20 protein-coding genes are annotated in these 17,998 nt (G+C 41.2%); 2 read left to right on the top strand and 18 right to left on the bottom strand.

What is annotated here, in order from left to right:
• The 6 genes from rplV to rplC all read right to left on the bottom strand — a co-directional run bounded on the left by rplV (position 1) and on the right by rplC (position 3,117).
• Positions 1-402 carry a 50S ribosomal protein L22 gene (gene rplV / locus H562_RS0105725; RefSeq protein WP_027376623.1) on the bottom strand — a complete coding sequence of 134 codons (402 nt, stop codon included), beginning with the start codon at positions 400-402 and terminating at the stop codon, positions 1-3.
• Positions 403-404: 2 nt separating this feature from the next.
• Positions 405-683 (bottom strand): 30S ribosomal protein S19, encoded by a 279-nt coding sequence (gene rpsS / locus H562_RS0105720; RefSeq protein ID WP_027376622.1) that lies wholly within the window; start codon positions 681-683, stop codon positions 405-407.
• 2 nt (positions 684-685) lie between these two features.
• The gene (rplB, locus tag H562_RS0105715) at positions 686-1,507 is read right to left on the bottom strand and encodes a 50S ribosomal protein L2 (RefSeq protein ID WP_027376621.1); all 822 of its coding nucleotides are present in this window, start codon (positions 1,505-1,507) and stop codon (positions 686-688) included.
• A 69-nt stretch (positions 1,508-1,576) separates the two neighbouring features.
• A complete protein-coding gene (gene rplW / locus H562_RS0105710) occupies positions 1,577-1,867 on the bottom strand; it encodes a 50S ribosomal protein L23 (protein WP_027376620.1) in 291 nt (96 codons plus the stop codon).
• A 3-nt stretch (positions 1,868-1,870) separates the two neighbouring features.
• Positions 1,871-2,500: a 50S ribosomal protein L4 gene (gene rplD / locus H562_RS0105705; protein WP_027376619.1), complete on the bottom strand. Its 630-nt coding sequence runs from the start codon at positions 2,498-2,500 to the stop codon at positions 1,871-1,873.
• Positions 2,491-3,117 (bottom strand): 50S ribosomal protein L3, encoded by a 627-nt coding sequence (gene rplC, locus H562_RS0105700; protein ID WP_027376618.1) that lies wholly within the window; start codon positions 3,115-3,117, stop codon positions 2,491-2,493. The genes rplD and rplC overlap by 10 nt, the downstream gene beginning before the upstream one ends.
• A gap of 365 nt (positions 3,118-3,482) precedes the next feature.
• Between rplC and H562_RS0105695 the strand changes: the two genes are divergently transcribed.
• Positions 3,483-4,451 (top strand): hypothetical protein, encoded by a 969-nt coding sequence (locus H562_RS0105695; RefSeq protein WP_027376617.1) that lies wholly within the window; start codon positions 3,483-3,485, stop codon positions 4,449-4,451.
• Between the two features lie 2 nt (positions 4,452-4,453).
• On the top strand, positions 4,454-7,120 hold the full coding sequence (locus H562_RS0105690) for a hypothetical protein (RefSeq protein ID WP_027376616.1): 2,667 nt from the start codon (positions 4,454-4,456) through the stop codon (positions 7,118-7,120).
• A 179-nt stretch (positions 7,121-7,299) separates the two neighbouring features.
• Here the strand turns inward: H562_RS0105690 and H562_RS0105685 are convergent, their stop codons facing one another.
• From H562_RS0105685 to H562_RS0105625, 12 genes are all read right to left on the bottom strand, one after another.
• Positions 7,300-7,635: a helix-turn-helix domain-containing protein gene (locus H562_RS0105685; RefSeq protein ID WP_027376615.1), complete on the bottom strand. Its 336-nt coding sequence runs from the start codon at positions 7,633-7,635 to the stop codon at positions 7,300-7,302.
• Positions 7,619-7,975: a type II toxin-antitoxin system RelE/ParE family toxin gene (locus H562_RS0105680; RefSeq protein ID WP_027376614.1), complete on the bottom strand. Its 357-nt coding sequence runs from the start codon at positions 7,973-7,975 to the stop codon at positions 7,619-7,621. The genes H562_RS0105685 and H562_RS0105680 overlap by 17 nt, the downstream gene beginning before the upstream one ends.
• Positions 7,976-8,271: 296 nt before the next feature.
• Positions 8,272-10,644: a multicopper oxidase domain-containing protein gene (locus H562_RS0105675; protein WP_027376613.1), complete on the bottom strand. Its 2,373-nt coding sequence runs from the start codon at positions 10,642-10,644 to the stop codon at positions 8,272-8,274.
• The gene (locus H562_RS0105670) at positions 10,631-11,119 is read right to left on the bottom strand and encodes a DUF305 domain-containing protein (protein WP_027376612.1); all 489 of its coding nucleotides are present in this window, start codon (positions 11,117-11,119) and stop codon (positions 10,631-10,633) included. The genes H562_RS0105675 and H562_RS0105670 overlap by 14 nt, the downstream gene beginning before the upstream one ends.
• Positions 11,120-11,204: 85 nt before the next feature.
• Positions 11,205-11,675: a DUF3347 domain-containing protein gene (locus H562_RS0105665; protein WP_027376611.1), complete on the bottom strand. Its 471-nt coding sequence runs from the start codon at positions 11,673-11,675 to the stop codon at positions 11,205-11,207.
• Between the two features lie 88 nt (positions 11,676-11,763).
• Positions 11,764-12,141: an HYC_CC_PP family protein gene (locus tag H562_RS0105660; RefSeq protein WP_027376610.1), complete on the bottom strand. Its 378-nt coding sequence runs from the start codon at positions 12,139-12,141 to the stop codon at positions 11,764-11,766.
• A gap of 29 nt (positions 12,142-12,170) precedes the next feature.
• Positions 12,171-12,656, bottom strand: coding sequence for a low affinity iron permease family protein (locus H562_RS0105655; protein WP_027376609.1), 486 nt, complete (start codon positions 12,654-12,656; stop codon positions 12,171-12,173).
• A 412-nt stretch (positions 12,657-13,068) separates the two neighbouring features.
• Positions 13,069-13,374: a 30S ribosomal protein S10 gene (gene rpsJ / locus H562_RS0105645; protein WP_027376607.1), complete on the bottom strand. Its 306-nt coding sequence runs from the start codon at positions 13,372-13,374 to the stop codon at positions 13,069-13,071.
• Positions 13,375-13,392: 18 nt separating this feature from the next.
• Entirely contained in the window at positions 13,393-15,510 is a 2,118-nt protein-coding gene (gene fusA / locus H562_RS0105640) for an elongation factor G (protein WP_027376606.1), read from the bottom strand.
• 6 nt (positions 15,511-15,516) lie between these two features.
• The gene (gene rpsG, locus H562_RS0105635; protein WP_027376605.1) at positions 15,517-15,993 is read right to left on the bottom strand and encodes a 30S ribosomal protein S7; all 477 of its coding nucleotides are present in this window, start codon (positions 15,991-15,993) and stop codon (positions 15,517-15,519) included.
• A gap of 25 nt (positions 15,994-16,018) precedes the next feature.
• Positions 16,019-16,432: a 30S ribosomal protein S12 gene (rpsL, locus tag H562_RS0105630; RefSeq protein ID WP_027376604.1), complete on the bottom strand. Its 414-nt coding sequence runs from the start codon at positions 16,430-16,432 to the stop codon at positions 16,019-16,021.
• Positions 16,433-16,540: 108 nt separating this feature from the next.
• Positions 16,541-17,938, bottom strand: coding sequence for a glycosyltransferase family protein (locus H562_RS0105625; protein WP_027376603.1), 1,398 nt, complete (start codon positions 17,936-17,938; stop codon positions 16,541-16,543).
• Between the last annotated feature and the right edge of the window lie 60 nt (positions 17,939-17,998).

Here is a 17,998-nt window from a genome sequence, read left to right as displayed (position 1 = left end):
TTATTTAGTTTCTTTATTACCCAAAATTAATGTGATGTGGTTGGAACGTTTTCTGATTCTGTGGCCACGTCCCTGGGGAGCCGGTCTCAGTCTCTTTAACATTCTTGCACTGTCTACAAAAACTTCTTTTACGATTAAGTTAGCTTCTTCGATGTCTGCACCTTCATTTTTCGTCTGCCAGTTGGCCATTGCCGAAAGAAGGACTTTTTCCAACTTTTCAGAAGCTCCTTTTTTGCTGTATTTTAGGATAGATAAAGCTTTGTCTACTTGTACTCCTCTGATGATGTCTGCGACCAATCTCATTTTTCGTGGAGAAGTCGGGCAGTCATTGTGTAATGATTTTGCCACATCCTGGTTTGCTATTTTACGTGCCAAGGCACTTTCTCTTTTTCTTGATCCCATGATTATCTACCGCCTTTATTTTTGTTACCGCTGTGACCTCTGAAAGATCGCGTCGGAGAAAATTCGCCTAACTTGTGACCTACCATGTTTTCAGTTACATACACAGGGATAAATGATTTCCCGTTGTGTACTGCGATGGTCTGTCCTACGAAGTCCGGAGAGATCATTGATGCTCTGGACCAAGTTTTAATTACTGTCTTTTTGTTTGACTCAATATTTGCCTGAACCTTCTTATCTAAAGTGTGAGCAATGAAAGGTCCTTTTTTAAGTGATCTTGCCATAATTATTTACGTTTAGATATGATATGACGGTTAGACGCTTTATTTTTCTTTCTGGTTTTGAAACCTTTTGCAGGTTGACCGTTTCTAGAACGTGGGTGACCACCGGCAGATTTACCTTCACCACCACCCATCGGGTGATCCACAGGGTTCATTACTACTGGTCTTGTTCTTGGTCTTCTACCCAACCATCTGCTTCTACCTGCTTTACCGGAAACGGTAAGCTGGTGATCTGAGTTGGATACTGATCCGATCATAGCCATACATTCTGAAAGAACCATTCTTGATTCTCCGGAAGGCAATTTTATGATCACATACTTTTTGTCTCTGGAAGTTAACTGTGCTGATGAACCTGCACTTCTTGCCATGATTGCTCCCTGACCAGGTCGCAATTCGATACAGGAAATTACAGTTCCCAAAGGAATGTTCTTCAGTTTCATCGCGTTCCCGATGTTTGGTTCTGCAGTTTCTGCAGCGATCACTGTTTGATCTACTTTGATTCCGTTTGGAGCGATGATGTATCTTTTCTCTCCGTCGGTATATTCTACCAAAGCGATAAATGCAGTTCTGTTCGGATCATACTCTACAGTTTTTACCGTACCTTCAACATCGAATTTGTTTCTTTTGAAGTCGATAATTCTGTATTTTTGTTTGTGTCCACCTCCGGTGTAACGCATGGTCATTTTACCAGTATTGTTACGACCACCTGACTTTTTAATACCAACGGTTAGAGACTTCTCCGGTTTGTTGGTAGTAATTTCCTCAAAGTTGTTTACAACTCTGAATCTCTGTCCCGGGGTGATAGGTTTTAATTTTCTAACAGACATTACTATTGTTTATAATTAATAAATATTTCTAATTTATATTACAGACTTAAGTTATCCTTTCGGAGTTTCTTAGTTCGTTGCAAAAATATCGATCACTTCTCCTTCTGCAAGAGAAACAACTGCTTTTTTCAACTTATTGGTTTTCCCAACCTGCAATCCTTTTTTGGTGTGTTTCGAGGAAACTTTAGGTCCGTAAATCATTGTTCTTACGTCCGCTACTTTTACACCATAAGCTTCTTCTACTGCTTTCTTAACCTGGATTTTATTCGCTTTTGGATTAACCAAAAAAGAATAAGCACCTCTTAGGTCAGTAAGGTAGTTGGCTTTTTCTGAGATGATGGGTTTAATGATAATAGACATGATTTACTTCTTTAGATTTTCCTGGAATTTTTCGATAGCACCTTCTAAAAATACGATCTCACCGGCATGAATCAAATCGTAAGAACTGATTTCGTTGTAAGTCAAAACCTTAGTTTTCGCTAAGTTTCTGGATGACAAATAAACGTTCTTGTTTGCTTCCGGTAAGATGTAAAGGGATTTTTTACCTTCAAAACCCAATGCGTTGTTCAAATTGATAAATTCTTTGGTCTTCGGCGCATCAAAATTGAATGCCTCCAGAACTTTAATAGAATTGTCTCTCATTTTTTGAGAAAGCACAGATTTTTTAGCCAGTCTCTTCAAAGACTTGTTCAGTTTGAAACGGTAGTCTCTCGGTTTTGGACCGAACATTCTACCTCCACCTCTGAAGACCGGGTTTTTGATATCACCATATCTTGCAGAACCCGAACCTTTCTGCTTTTTCAACTTTTTGGTTGATCCTGCAATCTCGCTTCTGCCTTTTGATGAGTGAGTTCCCTGGCGCTGAGCTGCCAGATATTGTTTTACTTCTAAGTAAACCGCGTGCTTGTTAGGCTCGATTCCGAAGATTGCTTCGTCCAGAGTTACTTTTCTTCCGGTTTCAGCTCCTGATGTATTAAATACTACTAGTTCCATTTTCTGATAATTACATAAGAATTTTTTGCTCCCGGAACGGCACCTTTTACTACTAAAAGATTTTGTTCTTCATCTACTTTTAACACTTCAAGGTTTGATACGGTAACCTGCTTGCCACCCATTCTACCAGCCATACGCATTCCTTTGAATACTCTGGAAGGATCGGAACCTGCACCAATAGAACCCGGAGCTCTTAATCGGTTGTGCTGTCCGTGAGTTGCCTGCATTACCCCAGCGAAGTTGTGTCTTTTCACAACACCCTGGAAACCTTTACCTTTCGAAGTTCCTGTAACATCTACATATTCGCCTTCAGCAAATAAATTTACTTTCACTTCGTCTCCAACGTTTAATTTCTCTACGAATTCATGATAGAATTCTACCAATTTAGCTTTTGGAGCTGAACCTGCCTTTTTGAAATGGCCGGCTAACGCTTTACCAACGTTCTTTTCACTCTTGTCATCGAAACCAAGCTGAGCAGCTTTGTACCCATCTTTTTCTACGGTTCTGACCTGTAAAACCGAGCAAGGACCTGCTTGAATAACGGTACAAGGAATATTCTTTCCTTCTTCGTTAAACAGGGAAGTCATCCCGATTTTTTTTCCAATAATACCTGACATTGTTTATATATATTATTTAAATTCACTTTATCATTTCAGGGCTGTCGTGATTTCTACGTTTGAAATAGGCATACTTTTTCCCTAAATTGAGTGTGCAAATGTATGAAGTTTTTTTGATATGACAATAGCTGAAATAAAAATAATTCGTAAATTTTACGGGCCTACTCCATCAACGTCAATATATTAAAGAATGAATTTCTGTCCCCGCTAAGAAAAACAGTACAGAAATGCGTTTTCATTTTGTCATCGTTCCGGAACGGCGACCGGATCGCTGCATACAGAAAATCACACGCATTTTTGCACGATTACATAAAGCGCAGGGCGGGTTAAAATTCACTTTCGCCGCAATTTTATACTTTTAACGTATGAACCGCCTCATTTGCACACTTCTCCTTCTGATGCTGCTTTCCTGTAAAAAATGGGACCAGCATCCGTATACCTTTTATTACTGGCGTACGAATCTTTCGATGAGTGCACACGAAAAGAAAACCTTAGCCGAGGCTGACGCACCATATTTATATACGCGGTTTTTCGATATTGAAAAAGTAAACGGGAAATTCCAGCCAGTGGCTGTCATTACAAAAGATGATACATTTCAAACAGATAAAGAAATCGTGCCTGTGGTATTCATTAAAAATGACCTGTTCTACGACATTACTTTAAAGGAGATCGATTTTCTGGCAAAAAATGTATCGACCTTAATTCAAAAAAAACAGAAAGACTTTGGCTTTAAGCCTTCCGGGGAAATACAGATCGACTGCGACTGGACGGCCGGAACCAACAAAGAATATTTTGCTTTCCTGGAAAAACTGAAAGATTACTCAAAAAAAGAAATCACCTGCCCGCTGCGTCTTCACCAGGTAAAAGACCGCACACTCTCCGGCGTTCCACCTGTTGATAAAGTGTACCTGATGTGCTACTCCACCTCGTCGCCGCTGGAAAACACAGACCGGAATTCAATACTCGATATGCCGACGCTGAAAAATTACCTGAGATATATCCAAAGATATCCGCTCGACATCGATGTTGCAGTGCCGATCTTTTCCTGGGGAATCGTTACGAACCACGTTGGCAAACACAAACTGATCAATGCGCTGACTACAAAAGATCTGCAGAATCCCAACTTTAAAATGATCTCCGAAAATAAAGCCGAAGTTTTAAAAGACGGTTTCTATTTCGGCAGTTATCTGAGCAAAGGTTTCACCATTAAAGTAGAAGAAATCTCAAACGCACAGATCCGTGAACTCAAGCAGTTTATAGGCGGCAAACTCTGGAATTATAATATCGTGTATTACCACTTAGACGGTAGATTTCTAAACCATTATAACTTTTAGCTATGAAAAAATACTTCCTTTCAGCTGCTGTTTTATTTTTAATGATTTCGAAAACGCAGGCCTGTGCGTGGTACGATCCCGATTACGAATATTTTAATCTCTTCACGCAGAGCATCATCAAGGACAAAACCTATCTGCCTTTTCTCCATACGCTGTCGAACAGATTCTACGGCCACGAACATTTTGAGATTCCTGACGAAAACATTGAAAACTGGCAGAAGTATTTCGGTAATACGCTGACATACAAAGAAACCAAAACACTTGTGGAGCAGTTGCCCACGGGCGAACTGAACGCCTTTAAAAACGGAAATTCCAATAACCTTTTATTAAAAAAGACCGGCAGCTATACGGACCATGCAGAAGGAATCGATTATCTGATCGAGGCAAAATATCTGGAACCTTATATGCGGATCAATTTTGTTGAAAATCCGAACTCCTTTTATTATACACCGGACCAGGCCGACAGAAATGCCACCGATCTCGATTACAGAAAAACGGTCGCCGCCCTTAAGTCGCTTTACGCCGCGACGCAGAATCCCGACATCAAACTGCGTTACGGTTATCAGCTTGTGCGGTTTAATCACTACACCAGAAATTACGCGGAAGCTGTGAATGCTTTTAAAAATTACGTTGAACCCTTAAAGATAAAATCCGCACCGTATTTTCTGGCACTGGATCAGCTGGCGGGCGCACAGCGCGGTCTGAGGCAATCTGACGAAGCCAACTGGAATTTTTTCCAGGTTTTCATGAACAGCAAAAGCCGTAAAGAAAGCGCTTTCGTCTCGATGAAACTGTCGGATTCGGCGACGTTTGATCATTTGCTGGAAAGGGCGGAAACGCCAAAAGAAAAAAACATGGCCTATTTTCTTTTAGGTTACGATGATTACAGCGATCCCATTCCTGTGATGAAAAAGATGCTGGAAATAGATCCGACGTCGGAAATCCTGAAAGTCCTCGCTGCCAGAAGTGTAAACGAACTCGAAAGGCATTATCTTCAGATTGATGTAGGCGCGCCTGCCGGCGACAATTCATCTGTAATAAAAGCAAAGCCGTCAACACAGACAAAAACAAAAGGTGAGCGTACGCTGAGCTTTTGGCAAAAACTGAAGAATTTCTTCCTTAAACTCTTTGGTTCGAAGGAAAGCGCTGCACCTGAAAAAGATAATCTCCCGAGCACAGAAGATTTGGTAAACAATCCGAACCGCCTGCCTGTTTATTCGAAAGATGAAAGTCTGTCGGATGAACCGGTGAAAAATTTCCTGGATGAATTCCAGAAGATCACTTCAGAAATAAAAGAAAAGTCACCCGATGAATTCTGGCAGATCACTGATGCTTATCTTTCATTTTTACAAAAGGATTACAAAAAAAGCACAGAAACATTAACCCAGATCAAAACAAATAATCCGGAGTATATCGCCGAGATAGACCGCATGAAAATGCTGAATGATATTGTTTCCGCACCGGTCATAACACCGGAAGTAGAAAATGAACTGCTCACGAAATATCCAAAAATTTTCGAGTCTGTGTTTGCGAAGAATGATTCCGAAACTTTTTATCAGGATGCTAATGAGCCGTCAACGCAGGAATTCATCACCGATATTTTAGCAAACCGCTATTTCTTGCAAGGTGAGGAGGGAAAGTCTTTTTTAATGAACAACCGACTTTCGGATCTGCAGTATAATCCTAATGTCAAACTTGTAAAAAGCGTGGAGGATTTTACCACGAAACCGAACAAAACCGCTTTGGAAGAAAAGATCATTTCAAAGGGTGTAGATGATGTTGGAAATATTCCGGCTTTCTTCAACGTGATTTACGGTGACGGTGAAATGCGGCAAGCCAATTTTGAGAAAGCAAAAAGTTTCTATGCACAGGCAAAGGATTTTTCAGGAATTCCGCGAACCGAGTATACGTGGAATGGAGACGGTGCGCCAACAGTTTCAAAAATTGCTTTCGGCAATGCTTACAACGGTTTTTCCCATATTCCTTCTCTGATCTTCGGTCATAATGCTTGGGAGAGTTTCCAGAGCGCTCCGGATGTTTCGATGAAAGCTGAAAATCTGAGCGAATTCCCTTTCATTAAAAATGAAATGAATAAGCTTGAGTTAAGTGCAGCTTTGATTGAGTTAAAGAAAATCGCGCAGGGAAGCGGCCAAAAAGCCTCACGTGCAAATCAGCTGATCGGTAATCTTTTGTACAACACCTCGAGTCTGGGATATTTCCGTGAAATTTTCGTGATGGACATCAATAATGAAGGCGGCCCAAAATACCATTTCTATAATTACGAAGAACCGCAGTTTAATTATTATTTTAAAGATTTTGCGCGAAGCAGTTTTGTGGAGCCCGATAATTTTGATGTTGCCATCAGTTATTATCAAAAAGCATTGGATGAAAGTGAAGATCATGAACAAAAAGCTCGGCTCCTTTTTCAGATGGCAAGTGCGGAGCAGGGAAAATACTATCAGTACGAAGCAAAAAATCCGGTCCAGTTAAGATATGACGATCCGCAATACGAAGAGAAATCACAGGCATACGACAAAAAAATGGCTGCGGTGGAAAATGAGAAATACCGTACCTATTTCTCGGAGCTAAAAAAGAATTACAGCCAAACGCAAACCGCGCAGGCGCTGAAAGGCAGTTGCTCTTACTTTGACTATTTTATGAAAAGGTAAATTCCGGGAGACTGAATAACCGGGAGATTTAAGATATTGAAAAAAAACCTGTTGGCTCCAAGCGCGCGGCGGAAACAGAAGCATAAAACTTGAACTCTTCAGAAAAACTGAACTGAAAAACGCCTTTTAAAGAACACTAACCGCCACATTGCCAAACTGATGTCGGCAAAAGTAGTTTTCTATCCTGCGACTTGAATTTTGTTGTTCATCAGTTCTACGTTGATGTTCACCTTTGCATTTAAAGCTCCAAAGACTTTCAGAATTGTTTCCATTGTAACGTTGGTTGTATTGTTTTCAAGCTTCGAAATTTGCGCACGTTGAACACCAATTAATTTCCCCAATTCTTCTTGTGTCAAATTCCTTTCAAGACGAACTTTCTTGATGATTTCGCCCAGTACTTCAAGCTGTAATTCCTGTTCGTATCGCGTTCTTCTTTCTGTTCCGAGTTCGCCAATAAATTCATCTTTTATTTGTTCGAAACTAAACATTTCTAATTCTTTATTTTTTGTCTTCATCTTTTTTCATTTTAATTTCGAAGTATTTCAACCTTATTTGTTCCGCTTTTTCAATTTCTTTCTCAGGTGTTTTGTCAGTTTTCTTAATGATTCCGTGTGTTGCTAAAACCAGAGTTTCCTGCTTGTTGTCTTTGTCCCCAAATGCGAAAATTCGATAATGAGTTTTATTAAATAAAGTTCTGAATTCCCAAATTTCCCCTTTTAGTTTTTTAAATAATTCGCTGTCTGATTTTATTGCGGCTTTGTCGATATTAAAAATTATTTTATCGCGACTTTTCGAGTCCAATTCGCGTAAAAATTCTCTTGCATCGCTCCAAAATATTACTTCAAATTTTTTCATTCACATTTTATATGTGTTTCCATACAAAGATACACATTAATTTTTCCCGTTAGAATATTTTTATATTTCTTCACAACGAACTCTTGAACTATAATTCCCGCCCTCTCTCAAATACAAACATCTTTTCATAAAATATATTCATTTTTAACGAAGTAATAATCAATACAATATTAATTATTTCCGCTAATAATTGAACGCACCACCTCAGTTATTTAATGCAGTTTGAGGTAATTTGCACGGCATAAAAGTAAACCAACGCGTTATTGGGCTGGTTTACTAATAAGTGCAAAAAGTGATCAGTACGTAAACCTGAGGCCGGCACCGAAGCCATATTCGCTGTCGTAACTGGTAGAAACAGAAATATATCTTCCCAGAATATACCGTAAGCCTAAATCAAATTCTTGATCTGAATTCACGGCAAAAGCTCCACGCAAGCGTGGCGACAGGGCAATATCTTCCCGACCCAGTTCCAGGCGCACTTTTCCGGTGTGGTCTACGTTAGCATCTGCCCTGATCAGGAAAGGAAGGATATACTGGAATCCGACCAGCGCCACATTTTCTGCAGAAGACTTAATACTCTGGCCAAACCAGGAATTGCCGCTGCGGTGGATCTTTGCCGTTCTGAATCCCACATAAGGCATTGCCCACTGGAATTTCCCCAGGTAACGGCCAACCTTTACATTACCTTCCAGATGGTCGAAACGGTAATTGCTGTGGAAATCCAGCGCTGAAACCCAGCGGCTGCCAAACATGGTCATATTTTCGATCATCAATCTGTTACTGGTAATGTCGGCAAGTGCCGTAGTGCTTACCATCCGGTTTTTACTCAGGAATTTCCTGTAAGCCGCCTCTTTATCGGGAATCTGTGGATTGGGTGCTGAATTTTCGTAAGTGAAAACACGGCCCATCCCTGTCATCATGTGATACAGGATATGGCAGTGGAAAAACCAGTCACCATCCTGGTTTGCCGGGAACTCAATAGTATTGGTTTCCATTGGCAGCACATCCAGTACATTTTTTAGCGGTGCATATTCACCGTGCGCATTGACCACCCGAAAATCATGGCCATGCAGGTGCATCGGGTGGCGCATCATGGAATTGTTGTACATGGTAATCCGCAAAACCTCTCCTTTTTTAATTAAAATTTTATCGGTTTCGCTCACCGTTTTATTGTCCAGTGTCCACAGATAATTACGCATATTTCCTTCCAGGGTAAAATTGAGTTCACGAACTTTCTCATCTGGCAGGATGGTTTTAAACGGCGACTGCAGCATGTTATAATTAAGTCGCACCGGAACTCGAACGTCAGACAATTGGTGAGCGCTGTGGTCCATCTTCATAGGATCACTGTGATTGCTGTGCGCTGTAGATTGATTTTTTTTGGTATGACCTTTTTGTTCCGAAGCGGGCTGCATCATTTCATCCATGTGTTTCATGGTTTGCATGCGCTGCTCCTCCGGAATTTCCGGATACATTACTTCGTTCATATCCATTACCTGATTGTTCATTTTCATAGTCATAGGCTTCATGTCGCCGCTCATTTTCATCATGCCGTTCATCATTTTCATACCTTCGAAAAGCATTAATTTAGGCAAAGCCGGTGCTTCCACCTTCGGTCCCTCGCCCAGCCACAGTGAGGCGTAACCCTGGCGGTCTTCTGAAGTAGCGCGAAATTCATAGCTTTTATCAGCCGGCAGGGTTACTTCAATATCGTAACTTTCAGAAGTCCCTACGATGAGTTTATCAACTTCCACAGGTTCCACACTATTACCGTCACTGGCGACAACTTTCATTTTTCCGCCCGCCCAGCTGAGCCAGAAATACGTAGACGCACCACCATTTACAACACGCAGCCGCGCTGTTTCGCCGGGTCTAAGATCAGGAAATACTGAGGAAGGCGAACCGTTAATGAGAAAACGGTCATAATACACATCGCTTACATCCATAGCTTCCATCCGTTTCCATTCGTTGATCAGTTTGGTTTTTAAATGTCCCGCTTTTATGGCTTCGCTGTAACTCTGCACCGTTCCTTTGCGGATATTATACCAGTCGGTTTGGTCCATATGCAGGCGCCGCATTACTTCTTTGGGATTTTCATCTGTCCATTCGCCCAGCAAAACAGGAATATCCGCTTCTACTTTATCTTCAGGCTGTGTATCTCGTTTACGGAAAACCAGCATTCCATTCATACCGATCTGCTCTTGCAAACCTTCGTGCGAGTGGTACCAATATGTACCGTTTTGGGAAACGCGGAATTTATATAAATGTGTTTCTCCCGGGCGCACTTCCTTTGTAGTAAGGTAAGGTACGCCATCCATTTCATTAGGAAGTATAACGCCATGCCAGTGGAGACCGGCATTTTCCTTGAGTTGGTTATGAAGATAAATTTCCGCGGTATCACCTTCTGTAAAATACAGGGTCGGCGCCATAAGTTTTCCGTTGGTTGCAATGGCGCGCGCCGATTTGCCGGTGAAATTAACGAGCGTATCTTTTACATAAAGGTCGTAACGTACTGTTTTCCCGCCGAAGGACACCGTTCGCTGTTCTTTTGTCGCGCTCTGCGAATTTGCACTTTGGTGATTTCCGTGATGCTGTGCAGCCACGGTGACGCTTACCAACAAAGCAAGAACAAAAGTGATCCGCAACAGAATATTTTTATTTTTTTTCATTCTCAAGTTTTTTGATAAGCTGTTTCATCTGTCCGATCTCTTTCTTTTGTGCTTTAATAATATCATCGGCCAATTTGCGTACTTCCGGATCCTGAATATCGGCGCGCTCACTGGTTAAAATCGCGATGGAATGGTGTGGGATCATAGCACGCATCCACAGCACATCCTTGATCGGTACCTGCGCGCGCACCAGGAACAGCGCAGCAAAAAAGAGGACTGCGCTTCCGCCTAAAATCAGGCGGTTGTTTTGTTTGCTTCCGTACATTTTTTTCATGAAAAGAAGCATGATCACGGCCATGGTCGAGATCATCAGGCAGGTCATGTAAAAACGGGTGAGACTAAAATAAATCTGGTCGGGCTGGTAAGTGTTAAGATACATTACGGCGTACATAACAACGAAAGAAACAGCCAACATCAACAGGAAACGTGTGTACGGATTGTGCTCCATATCTGGCTTGTGCGTATGAGAATTCATTTTTTTAAATTTTAAAGAGGTTAAAATGTGCCGGCAGCATTTGTGTTTCACAGTGGAAACGACGGCTACCGAAACCGGCAGAATTTTACTTTACTTCGGACGTTACGGAGCCACAGGTCAGCATAGAGCTGCCATAATACGGGTTTTTAACGGCTTTTTCTGTACTCAGCCATTGTGCTTTTGCCATCGGGCAGTACTGAACATAAACAGTGTCTTCCGAAAGTTTAAATTTTGGAGATAATCTGACCATATTTTCAGATAGTTTTTGAAAGGCAATGCGTTGCTTTTCGATGCTTCGGCTTTCTGCTATGGTCGTGGCATCCTGACGGAGAAGATCGAGATTTCCCTCGGACAAAGTTCGGTAGCTGACCATAGAGGTAGATTTTATGAATTCATCCGCGGCTTTAGCCGCCCGGTCACCATTATCGGCAACCAAGGCATTTTTAAGGTTCAGATATTTTGTGAAAACTTCGCTGACAGAAGCATCTTTCTGTTGTGCGGCTGTGATGGTGAATGCACACAAAGAAATTATGAAGGTGAAAAAGTATTTTTTCATTGTAATAGGTTTTAGGATTAAATTATAGATTGGTACGGTTGTAACCGCAATTGCCGGCTTCCTTAAAAAAGCCGGTATTGAACCGATCTTAAATCCTGTAATTACAATGAATCACGAAGAGCGCAGGCCTGTAAAGGTCCGGCGGCGCATTGATATGAATGAAATGGCTGTTCGATTCTCTAACATTTTCTGCGAATGTATACACGAATTCCGGCGCCAGAATTGCCGGTTGGTCAATTGTTTTGAAAACGAAATGAGACGCGATTTGCGAAAGGTCTGTTTTTACAAGCGTAAGTTCAGACTTGCAGCAGTCCTTTTTACTTTGTGTGCCGCAAATTCCGCAGGCACCATCTTCCGCACCCACGGAAACAAAAACTTCGTCAAAACACTGGTGAAGCTGCCAAACCATCCCCGATGAAGTCGCGGAATAAAATACAGTTAACAGTATGACGAAAATATTTTTCATGAATGCAGTGCAAAATTACTAAATTCCAGTCACTTATCCTTTTCTTCTTTTTCAATTTCTTTTTCGATGAGCGTATTGCGCTGTTTGTGTTCCTGGTTATCTTCCGCAGCATCGATGGAATGTGAGACGTGAAGGTCCTGATCTTCCTGCGCGAGTTCTGAAAGTTTCTCGTAATAACGGTGCAGTTTTACAAGTTCCTTTTCGGTGAGGTCTTCGATATCGACAATACGGTTGCTGGCTTTTTCGTGCGCCGCTATCAGTTCGTTGAGTTTGATCTGTATGGCAATACCGTCTTTGTTCTGTGCTTTCTGTATAAGAAAAACCATAAGAAATGTAACGATCGTAGTTCCTGTATTGATGATGAGCTGCCAGGTCTCGGAATAATGGAACAGCGGACCGGTCGCAGCCCAGATGACCACTACAGCAGCAGCAATAAGAAATGCGGCGGAACTGCCGGTAAATGCGGTTGCGCTGTTTGCGAATTTTTCGAAAAAAGAACTTTCCTGTTTTGACATGATACAAGGTTTTGAAATAAAAGTATTTTCATGCCGATGTGAAAGGACTCACAGGCAATTCTTATATATTAAAAAGCGTACCAACAGCGGTCAAACTGCATAAAAGTTAGTTTTACAACCAATGTTTTGGCGCTTACTTTGTGGTTTGTAGGCTTTGGCCTGAACACTGACTATTTTTTCTTGCCGGGGAAATGGTTCCTAAATTGTAGCCCCGATTGAAGCCTTGTTTGAGCTCTTTTTTCGGCGGCAGCTGCCGCCGAAAAAAAGCGAGGGCGGAAAGCGGGCGGAGTCTCCGGAAGGGCGACCACTGAACTGCTCCTAAAAAAAAGAAAACAAAAAAATCCCTCTTCTTGCGAAAAGGGATTTGGTATCATGAGCAAAGTGTTTGGAAAACGTGCGTCTTCCGACTTTATCACACTTTAATTTCTACGTCAACTCCTGAAGGAAGCTCTAATTTCATCAGGGCGTCTACAGTTTTGGAGGAAGAGGAATAGATATCCATCAAACGCTTGTGAGCGGAAAGCTGGAACTGTTCTCTTGCTTTTTTGTTAACGTGCGGAGATCTTAGTACGGTAAAGATTCTCTTGTTGGTAGGCAAAGGGATCGGGCCGTTTACAATGGCACCGGTTGCTTTTACCGTTTTTACGATCTTCTCAGCAGACTTGTCTACTAAACTGTAATCGTAAGATTTTAATTTTATTCTGATTCGTTGTGACATTTTGATCTAATTTAAATATTAACCTCTTGCTTTTTCGATTACGGTTTCAGCCACGTTGCTTGGTGCTGCTTCGTATTTCTCGAATTCCATAGAAGATGTAGCTCTACCTGAAGACAGGGTTCTAAGCGTTGTTACATAACCGAACATTTCGGAAAGCGGAACGAATCCTCTGATTACTTTCGCGTTGTTACGGTCATCCATACCATTTACAGTACCTCTTCTTTTGTTAAGGTCACCTACGATATCACCCATGTATTCTTCGGGAGTTACCACTTCAATTTTCATGATTGGTTCCATGATCACAGGTTTTGCTTTCCTACCGGCTTCTTTGAAACCCATTTTGGCAGCAAGCTCGAAGGAAAGTTGATCAGAATCCACAGGGTGGAAAGATCCGTCTTTCAAAGTTACTTTGATGCCTTCGATTTCGAAACCAGCTAAAGGACCGTTTTTCATCGCTTCCTTGAAACCTTTTTCAACAGAAGGAATAAATTCTTTTGGAATGTTACCCCCTTTGATCTCATTGATGAATTCCAGACCTGGTTTGTTGTCATCAGCCGGAGCCAGTTCAAACACGATATCAGCAAATTTACCACGTCCACCGGATTGTTTTTTGTAAACTTCTCTGTGGTTGGCAGACATTGTAAGGTTTTCTTTGTATTCTACCTGCGGCTGTCCCTGGTTAACTTCTACTTTGAACTCTCTTCTCATACGGTCAACAATAATGTCGAGGTGAAGTTCACCCATACCGGAAATGATCGTCTGTCCTGAAGCTTCGTCGGTTTTAACCTGGAAAGTAGGATCTTCTTCAGCAAGTTTTGCCAAAGCGTTACCCATTTTATCCTGGTCAGCTTTAGTCTTAGGTTCTACCGCGATACCGATTACAGGATCCGGGAATACCATAGATTCCAGTACGATCGGATGTTTCTCATCACAAAGTGTATCACCTGTCTTGATGGATTTAAATCCAACCGCTGCACCGATATCACCAGCTTCGATATATTCGATAGGCTCCTGCTTGTTGGCGTGCATCTGGAAGATACGGGAAATTCTTTCTTTATTGTTTGATCTTGTGTTCAAAACATAAGAACCTGCATCCAATCTACCGGAATAAGCTCTGAAGAATGCAAGTCTGCCTACGAAAGGATCGGTTGCAATTTTAAAGGCCAATGCCGCAAAAGGTTCAGTAACTGAAGGTTTTCTTGAGATAGGTTCATCGGTTCTTGGATCTGTACCGTCGATCGCTTCCTTATCCATTGGTGAAGGAAGGTATCTACAAACAGCATCAAGCATGAACTGTACTCCTTTGTTTTTGAACGAAGAACCACAAGTCATTGGAATGATGCTCATGTCAAGCGTTGCCGCTCTAAGTGCAGTGTGTACTTCTTCTTCTGTAATGGAATTTTCGTCTTCCATAAATTTCTCCAGAAGTTCCTCGTCATACGCTGCAATTTCTTCGATAAGCTGTGCTCTGTACTGCTTCACATCGTCAGCCATTTCAGCTGGGATTTCTACAATATCAAATGTTGAACCGTGGTTTTCATCGTGCCATACAATCGCACGGTTTTTCACCAGGTCAACCACACCTTTAAAGTCAGCTTCGTCGCCGATTGGCAATACGATTGGCACTGCATTGGAACCAAGCATTTCTTTCACCTGCTTACAAACGTTCAGGAAGTCAGCTCCCTGTCGGTCCATTTTGTTTACGAAGCCCATACGTGCAACTTTGTAGTTGTCGGCAAGTCTCCAGTTGGTTTCAGATTGCGGCTCCACTCCGTCTACTGCGGAGAAAAGGAATACAAGACCATCAAGCACACGAAGTGAACGGTTTACCTCTACGGTAAAGTCAACGTGTCCCGGTGTATCGATAATGTTAAAGTGATAATCTTTCGCTTCCGGAAGGGCTTTTCCCTGCTCAGTCGGGAATTTCCAGTCTACAGTTACTGCTGCAGATGTAATGGTGATCCCTCTTTCAGCTTCCTGCTCCATCCAGTCGGTAGTAGCACCACCTTCGTGGGTTTCACCGATCTTGTGATTTTTTCCGGAATAGAATAAAATTCTTTCTGTCGTGGTGGTTTTACCGGCATCAATGTGCGCAGCAATACCAATGTTTCTTGTAAGTTTAAGATCTCTTGCCATTTCAGATTAGAATTTAAAGTGTGAAAATGCTTTGTTTGCTTCAGCCATTCTGTGAGTGTCTGTTTTCTTTTTGTACGCAGCACCTTCTTCTTTAGCAGCAGCGATCACTTCTGAGGCTAATTTCTGAGCCATCGATTTATCGTTTCTTGCTTTAGAATATTTAATGAGCCATTTCATTGCCATAGAAATCTTTCTATCAGCTCTGATCGGCATAGGAATTTGGAAGTTGGCACCCCCGATTCTGCGTGAACGTACTTCTACGTGCGGCATTACGTTGGTTAAGGCATCTTTCCAGATCTCCAAAGATGTTTTCTCGTTTTCACCTTTTTTGCTTTCTACGATATCCAAAGCATCATAGAAAATCTTGAATGCGATAGATTTTTTACCATCAAGCATCAGGTTGTTTACAAATCTCGTTACCAGTTGATCATTAAATTTAGGATCCGGTAACAACGGTCTTTTTTTCGCTTTTGTCTTTCTCATTGTTTCGTTTCTTACTGATTAATGATTACTTCTTTTTACCTTTTGCAGGTGCTGCGGCAGCCTGACCTGGTTTTGGTCTTTTTGCTCCGTACTTAGATCTTCTCTGGGTTCTCCCAGCTACTCCTGCGGTATCCAAAGCTCCACGAACAATGTGATAACGTACTCCCGGTAGGTCTTTCACCCTTCCGCCTCTTACCAATACTATCGAGTGCTCCTGAAGATTGTGTCCTTCGCCCGGGATATAGGCGTTGACTTCTTTACCGTTAGAAAGTCTTACCCTTGCCACTTTTCTAAGTGCAGAGTTAGGTTTCTTAGGTGTGGTGGTATATACTCTTGTACATACACCTCGTCTTTGTGGACAGGAATCAAGGGCAGCCGATTTGCTCTTCTTGGCAAGCGTGGCTCTTCCTTTTCTTACTAATTGTTGAATAGTAGGCATTTATTGCTTTTTATTTTAGGGTGCAAAAGTATGAATTATTTCTCAACCTGCAAATATACAGATCACATTATTTGTACTTTACTACGGAATATCATTCTTTTTAATGAACTATTTGCTGGACTTTGAGCGTAATTCACTTGAGTAAATGACTTCTGATTTGTTTTTTACTGTATCCTTTAATATCCATAATATATAAGGACTGCGCATCATGATAATATCTCCGTTTACCGCAGCATCCTGCATATTCTGGTGTTCGTACTGTACTTCCTTATTAATGAGTGGTATCCTGTAATATTCAATTCTTTTGTCATCAGCATCGTCGATACAGAAATATTTTTTGCCCGTCAGATTTGGATAATTCTTCTCCAAAGCGGCTTTGCGCTTCAGATAATTTTCCGGAATCTTGATTACATACAGCGAATTGAAGATTAGCGAGAAAACGGCCAGCAGGAAAATCAGCCTTTCGTAAACTTTCTCCTTATAACATATAAAGACCAGCGAAAAGAAATAGCAAAATGAACTTTCAGCCAAAAGCCGGATATTAAGTTCCTCGATACCCTGAAAAAATACTGTTGCGAAAACAAATACCGTATATACCAAGCCGGTGAGTAACAGAAGAAGATGAAACCCGCTCCCTTCTTTCTGAAAATGTTTCCTCCATATTTTGACGGCAAAATAAATAAAGAAAAGATTAATCAGAAACAATACAGATTCTGCAAGATAAATGAAATTACTGTGTCCGTTAAACTTTAACCCCAGTACGGGATTAAAGGAATTGAAAATACTGATGATGTTCCGGAAAAAATCTTCGCCAATGGTATTTAAATAAGGTCGGTGACGGTAATTTTCTCCGGCAAAATCTCCAAAACTAAAATAGTTGAAAAGCACATAAATCCCAATACCGACCGAAGAGAGAAGTAAAAATTTAAAGAAATCATTTCTGAAAAAGTGGATTTCCTTTCTCTTCTTAAAATAATAAAAAAGATAAAAAAAAGACATTCCTACAAGAAGGTAAACTCCGGAATACCGTACCGAAAACATAAGTGTTACCAGTAATGCAGCAGGAATATAAAATTGGTAAGATCTTTTTTTACCTTCGAAGAAATTATATAAATAATAAAAAAGAAAGTACATCAGTGTGAGAAAAACCCCTTCAGAAATGGCATTAAAGAAGCTGTAAAAGAAAATTTTAGTCGAAAGAAGAATCACTGTTTCCTTGAAATGAAACCTCTTTAACCAGGAAAAAATACCCACCAGCGAATAAAGCGAAATACTCACCAGCCGTGCGGACCAGTAATAATCATCGGTCACAAAGTGAAACACCTTTAAAGCAAAAGGATAGCCCAGTGGGAAAAGACTGTCGCGCACATCACAGGGCAGATAATATGCCTGCCGGAAGTAGGAAATGGAATCAGCGCCAATTCCGCCATAAGGAAGAAAGGGAGGAATTACAGCAATACTCAGCAAGCCTGCGAAAAATAAAAACCAGTAAAAAGATAATTTCATGTGCTCATATAAAGTGGCCCAAAATTATTGAAAAATATAAGGATTTCAGCGGTGTGAAAA

This window comes from Kaistella palustris DSM 21579 (genome assembly GCF_000422265.1).
Classification (GTDB): domain Bacteria; phylum Bacteroidota; class Bacteroidia; order Flavobacteriales; family Weeksellaceae; genus Kaistella; species Kaistella palustris.
The sequence above is the reverse complement of the archived record's forward strand: the minus strand, read 5'-3'. Positions and strand labels throughout refer to the sequence as shown.